Raw genomic sequence first — 20425 nt, forward strand, 5'->3', positions numbered from 1 at the left:
TCAGCCGGTGGGGTGCTCAGGGGGCGACGGGCGCTGCCGCGATGTCGAGGACCCAGGTGACGCCGAACCGGTCGGTGAGCTGCCCGTACAGCGGCGCCCACTGGGACGGGCCGATCGGCTGCTTGACGGTCGCGCCGTCGGCCAGCTTGTCCCAGTAGCCCTGGAGCTCCGCGGGGTCGGTGCCGCGCACGGACACGAAGAACGGGTCCTGCCCCTGGTCCCACGGTAGGTGCGGGTAGACGTCGTAGGCCATGATGCGGAAGCCGTCGTCGGTCGCGACCTGCCCCCACACGACGTTGTCGGCGGTCTGCGGGTCGGAGCCGTTCCCCATGTCCGCGTAGGTGATGACGACGAGCTCGCCGCCGAAGACTGACCGGTAGAACTCCAGCGCCTCGCGGGCGTCGCCGCGGAAGTTCAGGTGCGGGGTCACGTTGATTGCCATGGTTTTTCCTTCCATCGGGAGTGCATCGGAGATGCATCGGAAATGCATCAGGAATGCATCGGGATCACAGGGGGACCGCGTCGGGAGTGCCGTCGGGAACGGCACCGCGAGCGGTGATGCGCCCGGTCCGTTCACCGGCCGCAGCACGAGACTCCCAACAGAAGCGGCCAGCCCATGTCCACTTCTCCACCGAGAATGGATTCCATGACGGACGCACCATCGCGGATGCTGAGGCTGCTGTCGCTGCTGCAGACCCGGCGCGACTGGTCCGGCCAGGTGCTCGCCGAGCGGCTGGCCGTCAGCTCACGTACGGTGCGCCGCGACGTGGACCGGCTGCGCGAGCTCGGCTACCGCATCCGCGCGATCAAGGGGCCCGACGGGGGCTACCGGCTCGACGCCGGTTCGGAGCTGCCGCCGCTGCTGTTCGACGACGACCAGGCGGTTGCCCTGGCAGTTGCCCTGCGGATGGCGTCCGCCTCCGGGGCCGAGGTCGAGGAGACGGCGGCGCGCGCCCTGGCCACGGTGCGCCAGGTGCTGCCCTCCCTCCTGCGGCACCGGGTCGACGGCGTGACGTTCACGACGGTGCCCACTTCCGGCTTGTCGACCCCGAAGGTCGACCCGGGCGTGCTGTTAGCGGTGAGCGGTGCCGTGACAACGCGCGAGGTGCTGCGGTTCGACTACACGGCAGTGGGTAGCGGGTACCCGGCCGCAGGTTCCACATCGGACAGCTCCTCTGGCACGACCCTTGGCAGCGCACCAGGCAGGACTCCGAGCAGCGCACCAGACAGCCGACCAGGCGGCGCCGCCTCGGCCGACCGACCAGCGCCGCGGCGGGTCGAGCCGCACCACGTCGCGGCGAGCGGCGGGCACTGGTACCTCGTCGCGTGGGACCTCGACCGTGCCGACTGGCGGGTGTTCCGGCTCGACCGGATGACGCCGCGGACCCCCACCGGCCCCCGGTTCTCGCCGCGGGCGGTGCCCGGCGGGGACGTCGGCAGGTTCCTGTCCGCCCGGTTCAAGGGGCATTCGGCCGGCACGTCTGGCGCGAACGGCGCGTCTGGCGCACCTGGCACGGCCAGCACGAACGGCGCGGCGAGCACGGCCACCACGACCTGCCCCGACGCCTGGCCCTGCACCGGCGAGGTCGTGCTGGCCCTCCCGGCGCGCGACGTCATCCCTTACGTGCCGGACGGGATAGTCGAGGAGCTCGGGCCGGACCGCTGCCGGCTCGTGCTGGGGTCGTGGTCGTGGGTCGCTCTGGCGGCCGCGGTCGGCCGGTTCGACGCCGAGGTCACCGACGTGCGGCCGCCAGAGCTCGTGGAGGCGTTCGGGTTGCTCGCCGCGCGCTTCGGCGCGGTCAGCGGTCGGTGACGACCTTCGTGCCGCCCGACCTGTCCACGGTGAACCCGTCCACCACGGCGCCGTCGGCGGTGCGGGCCTCGTAGGTGAGCCGGTCCGCCGTCACCGACACGACCTGGTACGTCTGCGTCTGGCCGTGCTGGGCGCGCACCTCGGCGCCGCCCGCGATCCAGTCCGCGGTGGCCGGCTCGTAGAACTTGGGGCCGGTGACCGCGACCGTGTAGACGGGGCCCGTGTGCGAGTCCGCGCCGAGGCGGTTGGCGCGCAGGTTGCCGCGGCCGTAGGAGTGGTCGTGGCCCTGCAGCACGAGGTCGACGTCGTGCTCCTCGAACAGGTCCAGCCAGTACTCGCGGACGACGAGGCCCGTGCGGCCCTCGCTGTTCGCGAACACCGGCTGGTGGAAGGCCACCACCGTCCACCGGTTCGGGTTGTTGGTGAGCACGCCCTCGAGCCAGGCCTCCTGGTCCTCCATCCAGTCGTCGACGTCCAGCCACGGCGCGTTGGTGTAGTTGCTGTTCAGCACCACGAACCGCACGCCCTGGTAGTCCGTGTACCAGACGGTGTCGTCCAGGTCGTCGTCGCCCGGGCCGTTGCCGGTGCCCGGGAACTGGCGGTTCCAGAACTCCGACACGTCCCACACGTCGTACTCGTGGTTGCCGATCGCCGCGACGTGGTTGACCGACGCCGACTGCGGGCCCTGGGCGGCGAACCACTCGCCCCACTGGCCGTTGTCGTCGGCGTCGTTGATCAGGTCGCCCGCGTGCACCGCGACCTTGGCGTCGGGGACGGCCGCGTAGGCGGCGCGGACGACGTGCGCCGCCCCGGCGGTGATGTCGTTCTGGACGTCGCCGAAGTAGAGGAACCGGAACGGCTCGCCCGCGGCGCCGGCCGTCGTGAGCTGGTGCCACTCGCTCCACGTGGCGCCGTCGCCCACGCGGTAGCGGTACGCCGTGCCGGGCTGCAGGCCCTCCAGCGTGGCGCGGTGGTAGTAGCCGCCGCCGGCCTCGCCGGTGCCGGTACCCGCCGTGGTCACGACGGCGCCGCCCGCCACCGGCTCGTGCTGCACCTGGGAGGCGGCGTCGGTGGTGGTGCGCCAGGTGACGGTCTGGCTGGTCGACGGCGTCGCCGTCGGGCTGAGGGTCACGCGGTCCGGCGCGGCGGCGGCCTGCGCGGTCACGGCCTGTGCGCCGATCGCCACGGTGGCGGCGACCGCGACGGACAGGGCGACGATCTTGCGGCGTCGTGAGGTTCCGGGGGTGGTCGGCGCGGTGCGAGCCGGCGCTGCGGGTGTCTGCGCTGCGTGAGTCGTCGGCGTGCTGGGCGTGGACGGCATCGTTCCTCCAGATCGGCTGGGATCGGGCTGGGCGTGCGCGTTCATGCTCGCGGGAGGGCGTGGCGACCGGGTGAATCGCTGCTGAACTCCGCCGACAGGACTCATGAGGCTTACGCGGCCGGACGGCGACGTCAGGGGAGCGATCGCCTCCCGGACCTGTGTTGCTGTGAGTCGATGCCGTCTACTCACGGCAACGTCCGCCCGCGGGGCAACCGACCGCACGACGGCAGCTATCCGCCCAGACGCCAGCTATCCGCCCAGCCGCCGCCGGTCGGCTTTCCCGGTCCAGTAGCCGACCCAGACCGCGCCCGCCAGCGCCAGCAGGCCGATCAGCACGGGCGCGGCGGCCAGCGGTGCGACGGCGGCCACGGCCGAGACGAGCAGCGGCCCGCCGGTGTTGCCGATGTCGCCGCACAGCCGCCAGCCGCCGAGGAACTGCGCGCGGCCCTCCTCGGGCGCGGCGTCGGCGCCGAGGGTCATCACGATGCCAGAGCCCAGGCCGTTGCCCAGCGCGATGAGCGCCATCACCGCCCCGACCGTGAGCGCGGAGTCCGCGAGCGGGAGCAGCAGGCAGCCGACGCCGACGGCGAGGACCACCGGCACCGCCACCACCTGCCGACCGCGGGTGTCCAGCAGCCAGCCGCCGGGCAGCGTGAGCAGGATGTCGATGGTGGCGGCCACCGCGAACAGCAGGGAGACCACCGCCGGCTCGATGTGCACGTGGTCGGCCCACAGCGGCAGCAGGCCGGTCCGCACCGACCGGGAGGCGCCGATGATGATGACGGCCACGCCGAGCGTGAGCAGCGTGCGCCGGTGCTCCCACAGCACTGTGCGCACCGGCAGCGGCGCGATCCCGCGGGCCACCCGGCCGAAGTCGGGCATGCGGGTCACGATCAGCGCCGAGACGAGCGACGCGCCCGCCGCGAGCACGAAGACCGACCGGACCCCGAGGAAGTGGATCAGCAGGGCCCCGAGCAGCGGGCCGATCAGGATCCCCAGGCGCATCGACCCGCCCAGCAGCGCCATGCCCCTGGCCCGGTGGCTGATCGGCACGGCGTCGATGAGGAACCCCTGCCGGGCGAGCAGGAACGCCGTCCAGCTCATGCCGCTGACGAACACGCACAGGCACAGCAGCCAGACGGACGGGACGAGGAAGGCCACCAGCATGGCCGCCGCGTCGACGAGACCGGCGATCACGAGGGTGCGGCGCTCGCCGAGCCGGGCCACCAGCGCGCCCGACGGCAGGGAGTTGGCGAGCTGCCCGATGCCCAGCAGCGCCACCACGAACGCCGCGAGGGCCGTGGTCGCGCCCAGGTCGCCGGCGTGGATCGCCAGCACGGGCATCACGGCGCCGTGGCCCACCGAGCTGACGACGGACGGCAGGTAGGCGACGACGGCGATGTCACGGAAACGGAACTCCGGATCGTCGCCGACCTCACCCGTTCCCGTCACACCGCCATCGTGCCAGATAGTTAGCCGCGGCAACGACTCCGTGTCACAGAGCGAGAAGTTCCGCGCGACCGACCGGAGGGCGCGGAACCCCGCACCTCATTCGAGCACCGCACCCCGCGACGCCGACCCGACGAGCTTCGTGTACTTGGCCAGCACCCCGCGCTGGTAGCCGTGGGCCAGCGGCGCCCAGCCGTCCTTGCGGGCCGCCAGCTCGTCCGGTTCCACGAGCAGGTCGAGGGTCTTGGCGGACACGTCCAGGCGGATGCGGTCGCCGTCGCGCACGAAGGCGATGGGCCCGGCGTCGACGGCCTCGGGCGCGATGTGCCCGACGCACAGGCCGGTGGTGCCGCCGGAGAACCGGCCGTCCGTGATGAGCAGCACGTCCTTGCCGAGGCCCGCGCCCTTGATGGCGCCGGTGATGGCGAGCATCTCGCGCATGCCCGGCCCGCCCTTCGGCCCCTCGTAGCGGATGACGACGACGTCGCCGGCCTGGATGGTCCCGTCCTCCAGGGCGTCCAGCGCGCCGCGTTCGCGCTCGAAGACGCGCGCGGTCCCCTCGAACACGTCGGAGTCGAAGCCCGCCGACTTCACCACGGCGCCCTCCGGCGCGAGCGACCCGTGCAGGATGGTGATGCCGCCGGTCCGGTGGATCGGGTTGTCCATGGCGCGCAGGATCTTGCCGTCCGGGTCGGGCGGGGCGATCTCGGCGAGGTTCTCGGCCATGGTGCGGCCCGTGACGGTCATGACGTCGCCGTGCAGCAGCCCCGCGTCCAGCAGCGCCTTCATGACCACAGGGACGCCGCCGATCCGGTCGACGTCGTTCATCACGTAGCTCCCGAACGGCTTGAGGTCACCCAGGTGCGGCACGCGGTCGGCGATGCGGGAGAAGTCGTCGAGGGTGAGGTCCACCTCGGCCTCGTAGGCGATGGCGAGCAGGTGCAGCACCGCGTTCGTGGACCCGCCGAACGCCATGACGACGGCGATGGCGTTCTCGAACGCCTCCTTGGTCATGATGTCGCGCGCCGTGATGCCCTGGCGCAGCAGGTTCACCACGGCCTCGCCCGACCGGTGCGCCCACGTGTCGCGCCGGCGGTCGGCCGACGGCGGCGCCGCGGACCCCGGCAGGGACATGCCGAGCGCCTCGGCCGCCGACGCCATCGTGTTGGCGGTGTACATGCCGCCGCACGCCCCCTCGCCGGGGCAGATGGCCCGCTCGATGCGGCCGACGTCCTCCTCGCTCATCAGCCCGCGCGCGCACGCCCCGACCGCCTCGAAGGCGTCGATGATCGTGACCTGCTTCTCCGTGCCGTCCGACAGCTTGACCCAGCCCGGCATGATCGAGCCCGCGTAGAGGAACACGCTGGAGAGGTCCAGGCGCGCCGCCGCCATCAGCATGCCGGGCAGCGACTTGTCGCACCCGGCCAGCAGCACGGAGCCGTCCAGCCGCTCGGCCTGCATGACCGTCTCGACCGAGTCGGCGATGACGTCGCGCGACACGAGCGAGAAGTGCATGCCCTCGTGGCCCATCGAGATGCCGTCGGAGACGGAGATGGTGCCGAACTCCAGCGGATAGCCGCCCGAGGCGTGCACCCCCTCCTTGGCGGCCTTGCCCAGCCGGTCGAGCGAGAGGTTGCACGGCGTGATCTCGTTCCACGAGCTCGCGACGCCGATCTGGGGTTTGGCGAAGTCGTCGTCGCCCAGCCCGACGGCGCGGAGCATGCCACGGGACGCGGTGGCCTCGAGACCGTCGGTCACCTGGCGGGAGCGGGGCTTGATGTCGACGGGGTTGTCTGCGCTGGTCATGGATCCTCCTCGATGCCTCCCGCATTCTGCCCGGTCTTGGTGGCGCAGTCACATGCGGGTGTCGTCGCCGACGGCCGTCGTGCTATACATCTGATGTTTCGGCCAACCTCTCCGAGGGGAGCAACGGTGCTGCACGACGTCGTGGACGCGCACCATCATCTGTGGGTGCGCTCGCGCACTCCGCAGGACTGGATCGACCCGGTCACCATGGCCGCCATCGACGCCGACTTCACACCCGCCGACCTGCCGGCGGCCGCGCACGGGGTGGCCGCCACCGTCGTCGTCCAGTCCGCGAGCCTGTGGTCAGAGGGCCGCGGGCTCCTGGCGATCGCCGCGTCGGACGAGGGGCGCGCCGCCCGGATCGGCGGCGTCGTCGCCTGGGCGGACCTGCTCGACCCCGGCGTGGCCGACCTGGTCGCCGCGCTGCGGGCCGGGCCCGGCGGCGACGCGCTGGTCGGCCTCCGCACGCAGGTGCAGGCCGAGCACGACCCCGCGTACCTGGACCGCGACGACGTGCGCCGGGGCATCGCGGCGGCCTGCACGGGCGGTGTCGCGGGCGTCTCGGCCAGCACCTCGACGGGCGCCCCGACCGACAGCTCCACCGGTATCTCGACCGGCGGACCGGGCTCCGGAGGCCTCGTCTTCGACCTGGTGGTGCGCTACGACCAGCTCGCGGCGTGCGCCCGCCTGGCGGCGGCGCTGCCCGAGGTCTCCTTCGTGCTCGACCACCTGGGCAAGCCTCGTCTCGGCGGCGGCGCGACCGCCGACCTCGGGGCCTGGGAGGCCTGGAAGCGCGGCCTCGCGGACCTCGCCGCCCGGCCGAACGTGACGGCCAAGCTGTCCGGGCTCGTCACCGAGGCCCGGTGGGACGTCTGGCAGCCGGACGACCTGCGGCCCGCCGTCGACCACGCGCTGGAGGTGTTCGGGCCGGAGCGGCTCATGTTCGGCTCGGACTGGCCCGTCTGCCTGCTCGCGAGCGACTACGGCAGGTGGCTGGCCACGCTCGGCGACCTGATCGCCGGGCTGCGCCCGGACGAGGCCGCCGCGGTGTGGGCCGGCACCGCGCGGCGGGTCTACGGCCTACGGGCCGACGGCGCGAAGCCGGCCGAGGGCGCGAGCCGAGCCGACGGTGCGGAGCCGCCCTACGGCGCGAGCCAGGCCGACAGCCCGGAGCGGACCGACACCCGAGGAGAGGACCACGCATGACATCCCAGACCACAGCAGGCGCCACCGCGTCGGCCGAGCTCGCCGGCGTCCGCGCGATCGTCACCGGCGGGGCGTCGGGTATCGGCGCCGCGATCGTGCGCGCCATGCTCGTGCGCGGCGCGCAGGTGACGTCCATCGACCGGGTGGTGGAGGGCGTGCCGGCGGGTGCGTGGGCACAGGTGGCCGACGTGACCGACGACGCGGCGGTGCGCGCGGCGGTGACGGCGGCGGCGGAGGCGATGGGCGGCATCGACGTCGTCGCCAACAACGCGGGGATCGGCGCGCAGGGCACCGTCGCGGACAACGACGACGCGGAGTGGCTGCGCGTGCTGGACGTGAACGTGCTCGGGATCGTCCGCGTGACCCGCGCCGCACTGCCGTACCTGCGGGAGTCGGCGCACGCCGCCGTCGTGAACACCTGCTCGATCGCGGCGTGGACCGGACTGCCGAACCGGGCCCTGTACTCGGCGTCCAAGGGCGCGGTCCAGTCCCTCACGCTCGCCATGGCCACGGATCACGTGCGCGAGGGCATCCGCGTCAACTGCGTCAACCCGGGGACCGCCGACACGCCGTGGGTGACCCGGCTGCTGGACGCCGCCGACGACCCCGTCGCCGAGCGGGCCGCGCTGGAGGCCCGCCAGCCGTCCGGCCGGCTGGTCAGCGCCGACGAGGTGGCGCACGCCGTCTGCTACCTGGCGAGCCCGCTCGCCGCCGCGACCACCGGCGCGATGCTCGCCGTGGACGGCGGCTCGCACGCGCTGCGCACCCGCGCGCCCGAGCACGGCTGAGCCGGGCCGGGGGACACAACAGCATGGAGACGACGGCGGTGCGCGCCACCGGGGTCCGGCTCACCGCGCTCGGCCTCGGCGCCGCGCCGGCGGGCAACCTGTACCGGGCGACGACGGACGAGGAGGCCCACGCGACGTTCGAGGCGGCCTGGGCCGCCGGGGTCCGCTACTTCGACACCGCGCCGCACTACGGCCTCGGGCTGTCGGAGCGCCGGCTCGGCGCCTACCTTCGTACGCGGCCCCGGGACGAGGTGGTGGTGTCCACCAAGGTGGGACGGCTCCTCGTCCCGTCGCCCGAGACCGCGCACCGCACGGACCCGGAGATGTTCGAGGTGCCCGCCGACTCCCGACGGGTGTGGGACTTCTCGCGCGACGGCGTCCTGCGCTCCATCGAGGCCAGCCTGGAGCGCACCGGCCTGGATCGGGTTGACGTCGTCTACCTGCACGACCCCGACGACCGCTGGGCGCAGGCCGCGCACGAGGCGCTGCCCGCCCTGGTGGACCTGCGGGACCAGGGCGTCGTCGGCGCGGTCGGCGCCGGGATGAACCAGTCGGCGATGCTGGCCCGGTTCGTGCGCGAGACCGACGTCGACGTCGTCATGTGCGCCGGGCGGTTCACGCTCCTGGAGCAGCCAGCGCTTCTCGACCTGCTGCCCGCGGCGGCCGAACGCGGCGTCGCCGTCGTGGCGGCCGCCGTCTACAACTCGGGCCTCCTCGCCTACGACGACCCGCCGTCGAACGCCACCTACAACTACGCGCCCGTCTCCGCCGGGCTGCTCGACCGCGCCCGCCGGATCGCCGCCGCGTGCGCCGACCACGGCGTGACGCTCCCGCAGGCGGCGCTCGCGTACGTGCGCACGCACCCGGCGGTCGCGAGCGCCGTCGTCGGCCTCGGGACGCCCGAGCAGGCGCGGCAGGCCGCGGACCGCGCCGCGGCGCACGTGCCCGCCGGCCTGTGGCGGGACCTGGCCGACGCGAGCCTGCTCGCCGAGGCGGCCGTGCCCCCGTTCGAGGGCGCCGCCTCCGGCGGCCTCAGCCCGAGCAACCTGGCATCGGGCGACCTGGCATCGGGCGACCTGGCGTCCGGCGACCCGGTGTCCGGCGACCTGGCGTCCGGCGATGCTGCGGCTGGCGACGCGGCACCCGGCGACCCTGCGAACTCGTCCCACCCCGAGAGAAGGTACTGATGCGTCTGCTCCGCCTGGGCCCCGCCGGCCAGGAGATCCCCGCGGTCGAGGACGGCGGCGTCGTCCACGACCTGCGACCGCTCACCGCCGACATCGACGGCGCGTTCCTGGCCTCCGACGGGATCGCCCGCACCCGGGCCGCGCTCGCCGCGGGTGAGCTTCCCGTGCTCGACGGCGCCGGCGCGCTGCGCCGGGGAGCGCCGGTGGCCCGGCCGACGGCGGTGATCGGCATCGGGCAGAACTACGCGGCGCACGCCGCCGAGTCGGGCGCCGAGCTGCCGTCGTCCCCGATCATCTTCTTCAAGCACCCGGGCACGGTGGTGGGGCCGGACGACGACGTGGTCATCCCGCCCGGCGCCGACACGCTGGACTGGGAAGTCGAGCTCGGGGTCGTCGTCGGCGCGCGGGCCTGGCGGCTGCCGTCGGTCGCGGCGGCGCGCGAGCACATCGCGGGCTACACGATCGTCGACGACCTCAGCGAGCGCACCTGGCAGCTCAAGGAGTCGGGCGGGCAGTGGTCCAAGGGCAAGGGCGGTCCCGGTTTCGCGCCGACCGGCCCGTACCTGGTGCCCGCCGCCGACGTCGACCCGGCGGGCCTGCGCCTGCGGTCCTGGGTGAACGGCGAGCCGCGGCAGGACTCGGTGACCGCCGACATGATCTTCGGCGTCGACCACATCGTGCACCACCTGTCGCAGTACATGGCGCTCGAGCCGGGCGACCTGATCTGCACGGGGACCCCGGAGGGCGTGGCGCTCTCGGGCCGGTTCCCCTACCTGCGCGACGGCGACGTGGTCGAGCTGGAGGTCGAGGGGCTCGGCCGCCAGCGGCACACGTTCGTGGCCGAGTAGCCGATCGGGTACGGCAGGCGGTGGGAAAGATCTGACCTATCTGGGTCGCGAGGTTGCGGAACGGGATCGATCGGCACTGATCTTCGCCCGGACCCTTGAGATGCATCGGATGTCTGGGGTATGAATGCGGTGCACGGAGGCAAGGGAGCACACGTGACGGACAGCCAGGCCCTTCTGAGCGCCACGGGGATCAGCAAGTCCTTCCCCGGTGTCCGCGCGCTCGACGACGTCCACCTCGACCTGCGGCACGGCGAGGTGCTGGCGCTCGTCGGCGAGAACGGGGCGGGCAAGTCCACCCTCCTGAAGCTGCTGTCCGGTATCTACCAGCCGGACGCCGGGACCATGGAGCTCGACGGCGTGCCGATGAGCCCCACCGGCCCCCGGCAGGCCAACGAGCTCGGCATCAGCGTGATCCACCAGGAGTTCCACCTGATGCCCGACCTGACGGTCGCGCAGAACATCTTCATCGGCCGCGAGCCCCGGCGCGCCGGCCTCATCCGGGACGACGTGCTCGAACGCCGGGCGGCCGCCCTCTTCGACCGGCTCGGCATCCCCCTGGACCCGCGGCAGCCGGTCTCGCACCTGAGCGTGGCCGGGCAGCAGATGGTCGAGATCGCCAAGGCGCTGTCGTTCGACGCCCGCGTGCTGATCATGGACGAGCCGACGGCGGCGCTCACCGAGACCGAGGTCGCCACCCTGTTCCGGATCGTGCGCGACTTCGTCTCCCCGCGCACCGGCGTCATCTACGTCTCGCACCGCATGGACGAGGTCAAGGAGATCTCCGACCGGATCACGGTGCTGCGCGACGGCCGGTACGTGGACACCCTGCCGACGGCGACCACCCAGACCCGGGAGGTCATCGCGGCCATGGTCGGCCGGCAGCTCGAGACCGGTGTGCGGCCGGAGCCGCCGTCGTCCGAGGTGGGCGGCGAGGGCGGGGCAGGCGAGGGCGGCGCGGGCGGGCGCGAGGTGGTGCTCGCGGTGCGCGGGCTGAGCACGCGCAAGCTGCTCAAGGACGTGTCGTTCGAACTGCACCGCGGCGAGATCCTCGGCTTCGCGGGCCTCATGGGCGCCGGGCGCACGGAGGTGGCCCGGGCCGTCATCGGGGCGGACCGCTCGACGGGTGTGGTGGAGGTGCACGGCCGACCGGTCACCATCCGCAACCCCGCCGACGCCGTCCGCCACGGCATCGGCTACCTCTCCGAGGACCGCAAGCGGTACGGCCTGCTGCTGGACCAGGACGTGGTGCGCAACGTCATGCTGTCCTCGCTGCCCGGCATGACGCGTGCGGGCTTCGTCCGCGACGACGCCGGACGGCGGGTGGCCCGCGAGATGGTGGACCGGCTGGCGATCCGGACGCCGTCGGTCACGCAGCGGGCCAAGAACCTCTCGGGCGGCAACCAGCAGAAGGTCGTGCTGGCCAAGTGGCTCGTGCGCGACTGCGACGTGCTCATCGTCGACGAGCCGACCCGCGGGATCGACGTCGGCGCGAAGGACGAGATCTACGGGCTGCTCACGGGCCTGGCGGCGCAGGGGAAGTCGATCATCGTGATCTCGTCCGACCTGCCCGAGGTGCTGCGGCTCGCCGACCGGATAGTCGTCATGTGCGAGGGGCGCGTCACCGGGACGCTCGCCAACGCCGAGGCGACCCAGCACGACATCATGGAGCTCGCGACGCGGTTCGGTGCGGACCGCTCGCTCGTCACGACCGGAGACGCGGAATGACCGGAGACATGACCGGAGACGCAGCATGACGACGACGTCCAGCGCGACCGACACGACCACCCCGGACGCCCCGAACAGGAAGCTCCGGTTCGGCAACCGGCAGCAGCTCCAGCAGATCCTCGCCTTCGCGGGGCTGGTGGTCATCTTCGCCTTCTTCTCCGTCGCCAGCCCGTACTTCCTGGACTGGGCCAACGTGAAGGGCATCCTGCTGGCCACCGCCGTCACCGGGATCATGGCGCTGGGCGCCACCTTCGTGATCGCCACGGGCGGCATCGACCTGTCGGTCGGCACCGGCATGACCCTGTGCTCGGTGATGACCGGCGTGTTCCTGGCGAACCTGGGGCTGCCGCTCGCCGTCGGCGTGCTGGGCGGCCTCGCGATCGGCGCCCTGATCGGGCTGCTGAACGGCCTGAACGTCTCGTACCTGCGGCTGCCGCCGTTCATCGCGACGCTCGCGATGATGATGGTGGCGCAGGGGCTCTCGCTCGTGATCTCCGGGACCAAGCCCATCTACTTCAGCGACGTCGCCGGGTTCGACCAGCTCGCCGCGGGCGAGCTGATTCCTGGCCTACCCAACGCCGTCCTGATCTTCTTCGTCGCGGCCGCCGTGGCCGCCGTCGCGCTGAGCAGGACGCTCACCGGCCGCTACGCGCTGTCGATCGGCTCCAACGAGGAGGCGACGGCGATCTCGGGCGTGGACGTGCGGCGGTGGAAGGTGGTCATCTACGTCGTCGCCGGGCTGTTCACCGGCCTCGCGGGCGTCGTGATGGCGTCCCGGCTCAACTCCGCGCAGCCCGGGCTCGGGCTGGGGTACGAGCTGGAGGCGATCGCCGCCGTCGTCATCGGCGGCACCTCGCTGCGTGGCGGCAAGGCGACCATCCTCGGCACCGTGATCGGCGCGCTCATCATGGCGACGCTCACCAACGGCCTGCGGATCATGTCGATCCCGCAGGAGTGGCAGAAGGTCGCCGTCGGCATCGTGATCGTGCTGGCCGTGTACGCCGACATCCTGCGCAGGGGCAAGGAGGCCTGACCGCGCGCCTCGCTGTGCCCTGACTGTGCCCCAACGTGGGCCTGGACCACGCTCGATCCGACCATCGAAGGAGCTGGACTCGTATGAGCATCACCACCACCACGCGCCGGCGGTTCGCGACGGCCGCCGCGTCCGTCGCCGTCGTGCTCGCGTTCGCCGGGTGCGCCTCGGGCGGCGGCGAGCCGGGCGCCGGCGACCGGCCGTACGTCGCCCTGGTCTCCAAGGGCTTCCAGCACCAGTTCTGGCAGGCGGTCAAGCAGGGGGCCGACGACGCGGCCGCCGAGCTGGACGTCGAGGTCACGTTCGAGGGGCCGGAGACGGAGACCGAGGTCGAGAAGCAGCTCACCATGCTGCAGACGGCGCTGGACAGGAACCCGGACGCGCTCGGCTACGCGGCCCTGGACTCCGAGGCGTCCATCCCGATGATGACCGACGCCGAGTCGCGCGGGATCCCCGTCATCGCCTTCGACTCGGGTGTGGAGTCGGAGGTGCCGGTGACCACCGTGTCCACCGACAACCTGGCGGCGTCGGCCGAGGCGGCCAAGCACATGGCCGAGCTGGTCGGCAGCGGCAAGATCGCGATCGTCGGGCACGACCAGACGTCCCAGACCGGGCAGCAGCGGGTCGAGGGCTTCACGCAGTACATCGCGGAGAACGCGCCCGACATCGAGATCGTCGACACGCAGTACGCGGCGGGCGACCAGCTCAAGTCCGCCGACGCCGCCAAGGCGATCATGCAGGCCCACCCCGATCTCAAGGGCATCTATGGCACCAACGAGGGCTCGGCGATCGGCGTGGTCAAGGCGGTGCAGGAGACCGGCAAGTCGGGTGAGCTCACGGTGATCGGCTTCGACTCCGGCAAGGCGCAGACCGACGCCATCCGCGACGGGCTCATGGCCGGGGCGATCACGCAGGACCCGATCAAGATGGGCTACGAGACCGTCAAGGCCGCGGTGGCGGCGATCGACGGCGAGGAGGTCGAGCCCGTGATCGACTCCGGCTTCTACTGGTATGACAAGACGAACATCGACGACCCGGAGATCGCCGCCGTCCTCTACGAGTAGGTCTGGGTGGGCGTGCGAGCGGGCATGCGAACAGGCCGGGAAAATGACCATGCACCTGCTGCCAGGATCGCGCCCCGACTGGCAGCAGGTGCATGGTCGTCTGGACCGGTCAGGGGAGCTCGTCCAGGTTCTCCGGCCTGGGCAGGGAGTCCTCGACGCCCAGGAGGTGGCTCGCCATCCGGATGCGGGCCGCCTCCGGGTCGCGTGCGGCCAGGGCGCGCCAGATGGCCTCGTGCTCGTCGTGCGTGCGCTCCTCGATGCCCTCCTGGTGCAGCACGCGCCACATGCGCGCCCGGACGGTGCGGCCCGCGAACGACTCGATGAGGGCCTCCAGCACCGGGTTACCGCTGTGCGCCGCGATGACCCGGTGGAACGCGATGTCGATCTCGATGAACCGGTCGTGGTCCACGGGCGTGCCGTGCAGCACCTCGGAGACCTGGTCCAGGATCGCCCGCGCCTCGGCGAGCGCGCCGTCGGTCATCCGGGTCGCGGCGAGCGCGGCGGCCTCGGTCTCCAGCACGCGGCGCACGCTGTGGAAGGCGGGCATGGCGCCGTCGGCCTGGAGGTCGAGGACGAGCGCCATCGGAGAGAGCAGGCGGGCCGGGTCGAGGCTGGTGACGTACGTGCCGTCGCCCTGCCGGGTCTGCACGACCCCGAGGATCGACAGGGCGCGCACCCCCTCGCGCAGCGAGCCGCGGGAGACCTGGAGCGTGTCGGCCAGGTCCTTCTCGACCGGCAGACGGTCGCCGGGGCGCAGGCGCCCGTCCAGGATCATCCTGCGGATGCCGTCGACGACCTCGTCAGTGCGGGACATGGTGTGCAGTATCGCTCACCATCGCTCACTTGATCGCTCGACCGGTCGCTCGACCGGTCGCTCGACCGGTGCGCGCGTGGTCGCCGCCGTCGATGAACTTGCGCATCAGCTCGGCGGCCTCAGGCGCATGCGTCTCGAGCAGGAGGTGGCCCGCGTCGAAGACGTGGGCCTCCATCCGGGGCAGGTCCGCGAGCCACGACTGCACCTCCGCGAGGTCGAAGAAGGCGTCGTGGCGGCCCCAGAGGAGCAGGGCTCGTGGCTGATGCCTCGCCAGGTAGTCGGCCACCTCCGCGAAGCGGTCGACGTAGCGGCCGTAGTCGGCCACGAGCGCCCGCTGCAGCTCGAGCCGTCCTGGCAGGCACATGACCCGCCAGTCCTCGGTCCAGCCACCCGGATCGATCCGGGCCGCGATCTCGGGCGGCACGCCGGCGACGTACTGGTCGCGGGCCCCCTCGAAGGTCAGGTGTGCGGTGGCGGCCCGCTCGTTGGTGGCGCTCGGCGTCGCCCAGAAGGCCATCGTGTCCGCCCAGGGCGGACCGAAGCCCGAGCGGTGGGCGTTGGCGTTCTGGATGACGAGGCCGTCGACGAGCTCGGGAGCGCGGGTGGCGAGCCGGAGCGCCACCGGGGCGCCGAAGTCGTGCAGGTAGAGGAACCTGCGGCCGACGCCGAGCCGGGCGAGCAACTCGTCGACCGAGTCGGCGAGCGCGTCGAACGTCGGCGCCGGGGGCAGGTCGGACTCGCCGAAGCCAGGGAGGTCGGGCGCCACGACGTAGGCGCTGCCGGAGAGCGGGGTGATCACGTCGCGAAACGTCCTGGAGGAGCTGGGGAAGCCGTGCAGCAGGACGAGCGCCGTCCCGGAGGGGTCACCGGCCGTCCGGATCGTCACGTCCCCGCCGGAGGACAGGTGCACTCGCTGGACCGTCACGTCTGTCATGCCGCACCTCCCGTACCACCACGTTATCGGCCGTCGTTGTCCGTCGTCGTCGTGCGTCGTCGTCCTGTGTCGTCGTGCGCCGTCATAGGGTTGGCGACGACCCGCAAGCACCGAAGTACCCGAGCCGCAAGTTGATGGTGAGCTCCGGTGCCGAGCCGCAAGTTGCGCGTCTATCGGGGCACCGATCGACGTCTTCGCTGCGGCTCGACGCCAAAGATCACCATCAACTTGCGGTTCGGCGGCGGTGGCGGGTGGGTGGGACTGGCAGGTTGCGGTTCGGCGTCGGCGAGCTGGTGGAACGACGACCAACTTGCGGGTCGGCGGCGGGTCAGTCCGTCGGGCCTCTTGTCACGAGCTCTGTCGGACCCCCTTCTCAGCTCTGGCGGGGCCCTTCTCACGATTCTCTTAGGTGGCGTGCCGAGAATCGCGGGATGCGGATTCTCCTGGTCGACGACGAGCCCGCGCTGCGGCAGTCGGTCGCGCGGTCGTTGCGGTTCGAGGGTTACACGGTGGTGACGGCGTCGGACGGGCGCGAGGCGATCGACGCCGTCGAGACCGCACGGCCGGACGCGCTGGTGCTGGACGTGATGATGCCGCGCCTGGACGGGCTCGGGGTGTGCCGGTGGCTGCGCGCCTCGGGCGACCGGACGCCGGTGCTCATGCTGACCGCGCGCGACGCCGTGCAGGACACGGTGGCCGGCCTGGACGCCGGCGCCGACGACTACCTGGCCAAGCCGTTCGCCTACGACGAGCTGCTGGCTCGGCTGCGGGCCCTGCTGCGCCGGACGACCGGCCGGCCGGGTGAGCTGGTGCTCCAGGTGGGGCCCGTCCGGCTGGACCCCGGGGCGTGGCAGGTCACGGTCGACGGCGCGCCGGTTGAGCTGACACGCACGGAGTTCGCCCTGCTGGAGACGCTGATGCGGCACCCGGGGCAGGTGCTCACGCGCAGCCAGCTCTACTCGGCGGTGTGGGGCGAGGACCTGGACGGCCTGTCGAACACCCTCGACGTGTACGTGGGGTACCTGCGCCGCAAGCTCGAGGCGGCCGGCTCGCCGCGGCTGGTCCACACGATGCGCGGCGTCGGGTACCTGGTACGGGCCGCGGAATGATGCGGCCTGGAAAGGCGCGGGCCGGAACGGCGCGGCTCGGGATGGCACGGTTCGTAACGGCGCGGCCCGGAGTGACGTGGCCTGGAACGGCGCGGCCTGGAACAACGGGGAGCGCCCCATGAGCCTGCAGAAGCGCCTGACCGTCCTGGCCGCCGCCGCGGTCGCCGCCGCCGTCATCGTCGCGTCGGTGGCGGCGTGGTTCCAGGTCAGGGCCTCGATGCTCGACGAGGTGGACGCGGGGCTGCTGGAGCGCGCCGAGAACGTCGGGAGCATCGCCGACCTCTCGGCGGCGGCACCGCAGAGCACCGGCTCCCAGCGCCGCCTCCTGTCCCTGGTGCAGAACGACCCCGTGAGCGTCCTGGTGGTCACGGGCGACGGGACGGTGCGCGACGACGCCACCTTTGGCCCACTCGGCGACTCGCTGCGGCACCTGGACTGGCTGCCGTCCGCGCCCGCGTCCGGCGACTCCCGGCTCGACACCGTCACCACGGACGGGACCACCTATCGCGTCCTCTCAGCGCGGACCGGCGACTCGTCGGTGTGGATCTTCCAGCCGCTCACCTCGATGGGGGACACCCTCGACCGCGTCGCCTGGGCGCTCGGCGGGACGGCGGCAGCGGGCGTGGTCGTGGCGACGCTGCTGGGCTGGGTGGTCTCGCGGTCCGGGCTGCGCCCGGTGGACCGCCTCGTCGCGGCCACCGAGGCGGTGGCCCGCACCCGCGACCTGGGGCAGCGGGTCGACGACGGCGGGCGGCGCGACGAGATCGGCCGGCTCGCGGGCGCCGTCAATGCGATGCTCGCGGCGCTCGACGACGCGCGGCGCGGCCAGCGCGAGCTGGTCGAGAACGCCGCCCACGAACTACGCACCCCGCTGACCGTGCTCCGCAACGACCTCGGGCTGCTGGCCCGCGCGGAGGGAGCCACTGCACCGGCGGGCGGTCCCGGCGGACCGGCAGACGGTCCCACCGCACCGGCAGGCGCTCCCGGCGGCCCAGCCGACGGAACCGGCGAATCGGCCCATGGAACCCGCGGATCAGCCGACGAACCGGCCCACGGAACCCGCGAACCAGTCGGCGGAACCGGCGGCGCACCCGGCGGCGCATCCGCTGACGGGCCCACCGACAGACCCGGCCGCCGCCTGACCGCCGAGGACCGCCGCCAGCTTGTCGCCGACCTCGACACCCAGGTGACCGCCCTGGCCGACGCGGTCGGCGAGATCGTCGAGCTCGCGCGCGGTGCCGCCGGATCGGAGGCCGCCCGGCGCACCGACCTGGCCGCCCTCGTGGACCGCGCCGTGGCGCGCACCCGGCGGATCGCCCCGGACGTCACGGTGGAGGTGACGGTGACGCCGTCGGACGCGACCGCCGTCGTGCACCCAGCGACGCTGGAACGCGCGACGGCGAACCTGGTGCGCAACGCCGTGCAGGTCTCCGCGCCGGGCGGGACCGTGACGGTGACGGTGATGGTGACCCCGGCCGCGGACGGCGGCGAGCTCCGGCTCAGCGTGCTGGACCGCGGCCCCGGCCTGGACCCGGGCGAGCTGCCCCGCGTGTTCGAGCGGTTCTTCCGGGGCGCGGCCGCGCGGGCCCGGCAGGGGTCGGGCCTGGGGCTGGCGATCGTCGCGCAGGCCGCCCACCTGCACGGCGGTACCGTCCACGCGGCCAACCGGCCGGGCGGCGGCGCGGAGTTCACGCTGCGCCTGCCGCGGCGGGAGGCCGTCCCGGTAGACATTCCCGGCAGACACTCTGAGGTAGACATTCCCAGGCAGACATTCCCAGGAGGGTCTTAACCGGACCCTAATCCGGTCTCACGTGGGGTGTGCAGGCTGCGTCGTGTCCCAACCGACCGAGCGAAGGCACGACGGATGTACATCCTGCAGAACGCGCTGGCGAACGTGTGGCGGCACAAGGGCCGCAACGCGCTGCTGGGCGCGATCATCCTGGTGGTGATCGCGGCGAGCGTCATAGCCCTGATGATCAGCTCCACCGCCACCGCAATCATCGACGACTACAGGGAGCGGTTCAGCGCCGAGGTCACCTTCGTCCCCGACATGGAGAAGGTGCGCGAGGAGGCGATGGCCGAGTCCACCGACGGCATGGTGCGGATGACCATGCCGACCATCGACGCGGACCAGTACCTCGCCTTCGGCGACTCCGAGCACCTGGCCGACGCCGTGTTCACGGCCTCGACCGGTGTGGTCCCCGATGACATCACGCCCGTGGCCGCCGACCTGGGCGGCGGCACCGGGATGATGACGATGGGCGGCGGGCCCGGCGAGTCGATGTTCGAGTCCGAGCCCATGTCCTACCTGGCGTCCCTGCAGGGCAACAAGTTCACCGAGTTCGACGACGGCTCGCGCGCCCTTGCCGACGGCGAGATGCCCGACGCCGCTGGCGAGGTGCTGGTCAGCACCGAGCTGGCCGAGCTGAACGACCTGGCCGTCGGCGACACCATGCACCTGGCGGGCGAGCTGCGCAATGCCGACGACGGCGACGTCGAGCCCATCGAGTACGACGTCACCGTGGTGGGCACCTACGACGACCTGACCGACGAGTACGGCACTTCGCCGCAGCAGAACGCCTTCACCAACCGGCGCAACGAGATCCTGACCACGTACGACACCGTGCTGGCCAACTACGTGTCCGGGATGCAGGGCATGCAGGTCGGCGCCACGTTCTACCTCCGCGAGCCGGACCTGCTGGACGCCTTCACGGAGGAGGTGCGCGCCGAGGGACTGCCCGACGTCTTCGACGTGACCACCGACCAGGCGACCTACGACGCGATAGTCGGTCCCGTCGAGGGCCTGAAGTCGGTGTCGGTCACGTTCATGGTCGTGGTGCTGGTGTTCGGCGGCGTCATCATCGCCCTGCTCAGCTCCATCGCGATCCGGGAGCGCAAGTACGAGATCGGCGTGCTGCGGGCCATGGGCATGAAGAAGTCGGCGGTGAGGCTCGGCCTCTGGTCCGAGATCCTTGCGGTCACGGCCGCATGCCTGGTGCTCGGGCTCGGCGTCGGCTCGCTCGTGGCGCAGCCCGTGACGGACGTGCTCCTGGCCGGGCAGGTCCAGGCGGCCGAGGAGGCCGCAGCGGCGGCCGAGGAGCAGGCGAGCAGCGGCGGCATGGGCCTGCGCATGGGCCCCATGGGCGGCGCGAACCAGGCCGACGCAGACGCCGAGCCCCTGTCGGCCCTCGCCGTCGCCCTGACCCCCGGCACGGTCGGGCAGATCGCCGGCGTCGCCCTCGGGCTGGCCACCCTGGCCGGCCTCACGTCCCTCGGCCGGATCACCCGGTACGAGCCCATCAAGATCCTGTCCGAGAGGAACTGACCT

The 20425-nt window shown here is 72.6% G+C and carries 17 protein-coding genes; 11 read left to right on the forward strand and 6 right to left on the reverse strand.

The window, feature by feature from the left end:
• Positions 1 to 16: 16 nt before the first annotated feature.
• Positions 17 to 442 carry a VOC family protein gene (locus AC0QU1_RS08780; RefSeq protein WP_483576007.1) on the reverse strand — a complete coding sequence of 142 codons (426 nt, stop codon included), beginning with the start codon at positions 440 to 442 and terminating at the stop codon, positions 17 to 19.
• 204 nt (positions 443 to 646) lie between these two features.
• Between AC0QU1_RS08780 and AC0QU1_RS08785 the strand changes: the two genes are divergently transcribed.
• Entirely contained in the window at positions 647 to 1813 is a 1167-nt protein-coding gene (locus AC0QU1_RS08785; protein WP_483576008.1) for a helix-turn-helix transcriptional regulator, read from the forward strand.
• On the opposite strand, the gene AC0QU1_RS08790 is transcribed toward AC0QU1_RS08785, so the two are convergent.
• The 3 genes from AC0QU1_RS08790 to ilvD form a co-directional block, all read right to left on the reverse strand.
• Positions 1800 to 3134: a purple acid phosphatase family protein gene (locus AC0QU1_RS08790; RefSeq protein ID WP_483576009.1), complete on the reverse strand. Its 1335-nt coding sequence runs from the start codon at positions 3132 to 3134 to the stop codon at positions 1800 to 1802. The genes AC0QU1_RS08785 and AC0QU1_RS08790 overlap by 14 nt on opposite strands.
• 249 nt (positions 3135 to 3383) lie before the next feature.
• Entirely contained in the window at positions 3384 to 4586 is a 1203-nt protein-coding gene (locus tag AC0QU1_RS08795) for an MFS transporter (RefSeq protein ID WP_483576010.1), read from the reverse strand.
• A 96-nt stretch (positions 4587 to 4682) separates the two neighbouring features.
• Complete coding sequence (gene ilvD, locus AC0QU1_RS08800; protein ID WP_483576011.1) at positions 4683 to 6389, reverse strand: dihydroxy-acid dehydratase; 1707 nt, start codon at positions 6387 to 6389, stop codon at positions 4683 to 4685.
• A gap of 126 nt (positions 6390 to 6515) precedes the next feature.
• On the opposite strand from ilvD, the gene AC0QU1_RS08805 reads away from it, so the two are divergent.
• The 7 genes from AC0QU1_RS08805 to AC0QU1_RS08835 all read left to right on the forward strand — a co-directional run bounded on the left by AC0QU1_RS08805 (position 6516) and on the right by AC0QU1_RS08835 (position 14240).
• The gene (locus tag AC0QU1_RS08805; protein WP_483576012.1) at positions 6516 to 7595 is read left to right on the forward strand and encodes an amidohydrolase family protein; all 1080 of its coding nucleotides are present in this window, start codon (positions 6516 to 6518) and stop codon (positions 7593 to 7595) included.
• Positions 7592 to 8383, forward strand: coding sequence for an SDR family NAD(P)-dependent oxidoreductase (locus AC0QU1_RS08810; protein WP_483576013.1), 792 nt, complete (start codon positions 7592 to 7594; stop codon positions 8381 to 8383). The genes AC0QU1_RS08805 and AC0QU1_RS08810 overlap by 4 nt, the downstream gene beginning before the upstream one ends.
• Positions 8384 to 8406: 23 nt before the next feature.
• Positions 8407 to 9570 (forward strand): aldo/keto reductase, encoded by a 1164-nt coding sequence (locus AC0QU1_RS08815; protein WP_483576014.1) that lies wholly within the window; start codon positions 8407 to 8409, stop codon positions 9568 to 9570.
• A complete protein-coding gene (locus tag AC0QU1_RS08820) occupies positions 9570 to 10418 on the forward strand; it encodes a fumarylacetoacetate hydrolase family protein (RefSeq protein WP_483576015.1) in 849 nt (282 codons plus the stop codon). The genes AC0QU1_RS08815 and AC0QU1_RS08820 overlap by 1 nt, the downstream gene beginning before the upstream one ends.
• Positions 10419 to 10571: 153 nt before the next feature.
• Positions 10572 to 12143, forward strand: a complete 1572-nt coding sequence (locus tag AC0QU1_RS08825; RefSeq protein ID WP_483576016.1) for a sugar ABC transporter ATP-binding protein — start codon at positions 10572 to 10574, stop codon at positions 12141 to 12143.
• A 25-nt stretch (positions 12144 to 12168) separates the two neighbouring features.
• A complete protein-coding gene (locus AC0QU1_RS08830; RefSeq protein WP_483576017.1) occupies positions 12169 to 13176 on the forward strand; it encodes an ABC transporter permease in 1008 nt (335 codons plus the stop codon).
• 83 nt (positions 13177 to 13259) lie between these two features.
• Positions 13260 to 14240, forward strand: a complete 981-nt coding sequence (locus AC0QU1_RS08835) for an ABC transporter substrate-binding protein (protein WP_483576018.1) — start codon at positions 13260 to 13262, stop codon at positions 14238 to 14240.
• Between the two features lie 109 nt (positions 14241 to 14349).
• Here AC0QU1_RS08835 and AC0QU1_RS08840 read toward each other — a convergent pair whose 3' ends face one another.
• Complete coding sequence (locus AC0QU1_RS08840) at positions 14350 to 15054, reverse strand: FadR/GntR family transcriptional regulator (RefSeq protein ID WP_483576019.1); 705 nt, start codon at positions 15052 to 15054, stop codon at positions 14350 to 14352.
• 25 nt (positions 15055 to 15079) lie between these two features.
• Positions 15080 to 15988, reverse strand: coding sequence for an alpha/beta fold hydrolase (locus AC0QU1_RS08845; RefSeq protein WP_483576020.1), 909 nt, complete (start codon positions 15986 to 15988; stop codon positions 15080 to 15082).
• Positions 15989 to 16419: 431 nt separating this feature from the next.
• Here AC0QU1_RS08845 and AC0QU1_RS08850 point away from each other — a divergent pair, with 431 nt between their 5' ends.
• The 3 genes from AC0QU1_RS08850 to AC0QU1_RS08860 all read left to right on the forward strand — a co-directional run bounded on the left by AC0QU1_RS08850 (position 16420) and on the right by AC0QU1_RS08860 (position 20422).
• The gene (locus AC0QU1_RS08850) at positions 16420 to 17097 is read left to right on the forward strand and encodes a response regulator transcription factor (RefSeq protein ID WP_483576021.1); all 678 of its coding nucleotides are present in this window, start codon (positions 16420 to 16422) and stop codon (positions 17095 to 17097) included.
• A gap of 118 nt (positions 17098 to 17215) precedes the next feature.
• A complete protein-coding gene (locus AC0QU1_RS08855) occupies positions 17216 to 18886 on the forward strand; it encodes an ATP-binding protein (RefSeq protein WP_483576022.1) in 1671 nt (556 codons plus the stop codon).
• A gap of 75 nt (positions 18887 to 18961) precedes the next feature.
• A complete protein-coding gene (locus AC0QU1_RS08860) occupies positions 18962 to 20422 on the forward strand; it encodes an ABC transporter permease (protein WP_483576023.1) in 1461 nt (486 codons plus the stop codon).
• The last annotated feature ends 3 nt before the right edge of the window (positions 20423 to 20425 follow it).

The sequence above is a fragment of the Promicromonospora noduliphila genome (assembly GCF_056951025.1).

Excerpts from the sequence above, each read along its gene's own strand:
- AC0QU1_RS08820 (WP_483576015.1), top strand. The coding sequence starts at position 9,570 with ATGCGTCTGCTCCGCCTGGGCCCCGCCGGCCAGGAGATCCCCGCGGTC.
- AC0QU1_RS08845 (WP_483576020.1), bottom strand. The coding sequence starts at position 15,988 with ATGACAGACGTGACGGTCCAGCGAGTGCACCTGTCCTCCGGCGGGGAC.
- AC0QU1_RS08860 (WP_483576023.1), top strand. The coding sequence starts at position 18,962 with ATGTACATCCTGCAGAACGCGCTGGCGAACGTGTGGCGGCACAAGGGC.
- AC0QU1_RS08850 (WP_483576021.1), top strand. The coding sequence starts at position 16,420 with ATGCGGATTCTCCTGGTCGACGACGAGCCCGCGCTGCGGCAGTCGGTC.
- AC0QU1_RS08840 (WP_483576019.1), bottom strand. The coding sequence starts at position 15,054 with ATGTCCCGCACTGACGAGGTCGTCGACGGCATCCGCAGGATGATCCTG.
- AC0QU1_RS08780 (WP_483576007.1), bottom strand. The coding sequence starts at position 442 with ATGGCAATCAACGTGACCCCGCACCTGAACTTCCGCGGCGACGCCCGC.
- ilvD (WP_483576011.1), bottom strand. The coding sequence starts at position 6,389 with ATGACCAGCGCAGACAACCCCGTCGACATCAAGCCCCGCTCCCGCCAG.
- AC0QU1_RS08830 (WP_483576017.1), top strand. The coding sequence starts at position 12,169 with ATGACGACGACGTCCAGCGCGACCGACACGACCACCCCGGACGCCCCG.
- AC0QU1_RS08815 (WP_483576014.1), top strand. The coding sequence starts at position 8,407 with ATGGAGACGACGGCGGTGCGCGCCACCGGGGTCCGGCTCACCGCGCTC.
- AC0QU1_RS08790 (WP_483576009.1), bottom strand. The coding sequence starts at position 3,134 with ATGCCGTCCACGCCCAGCACGCCGACGACTCACGCAGCGCAGACACCC.
- AC0QU1_RS08835 (WP_483576018.1), top strand. The coding sequence starts at position 13,260 with ATGAGCATCACCACCACCACGCGCCGGCGGTTCGCGACGGCCGCCGCG.
- AC0QU1_RS08785 (WP_483576008.1), top strand. The coding sequence starts at position 647 with ATGACGGACGCACCATCGCGGATGCTGAGGCTGCTGTCGCTGCTGCAG.
- AC0QU1_RS08855 (WP_483576022.1), top strand. The coding sequence starts at position 17,216 with ATGAGCCTGCAGAAGCGCCTGACCGTCCTGGCCGCCGCCGCGGTCGCC.
- AC0QU1_RS08810 (WP_483576013.1), top strand. The coding sequence starts at position 7,592 with ATGACATCCCAGACCACAGCAGGCGCCACCGCGTCGGCCGAGCTCGCC.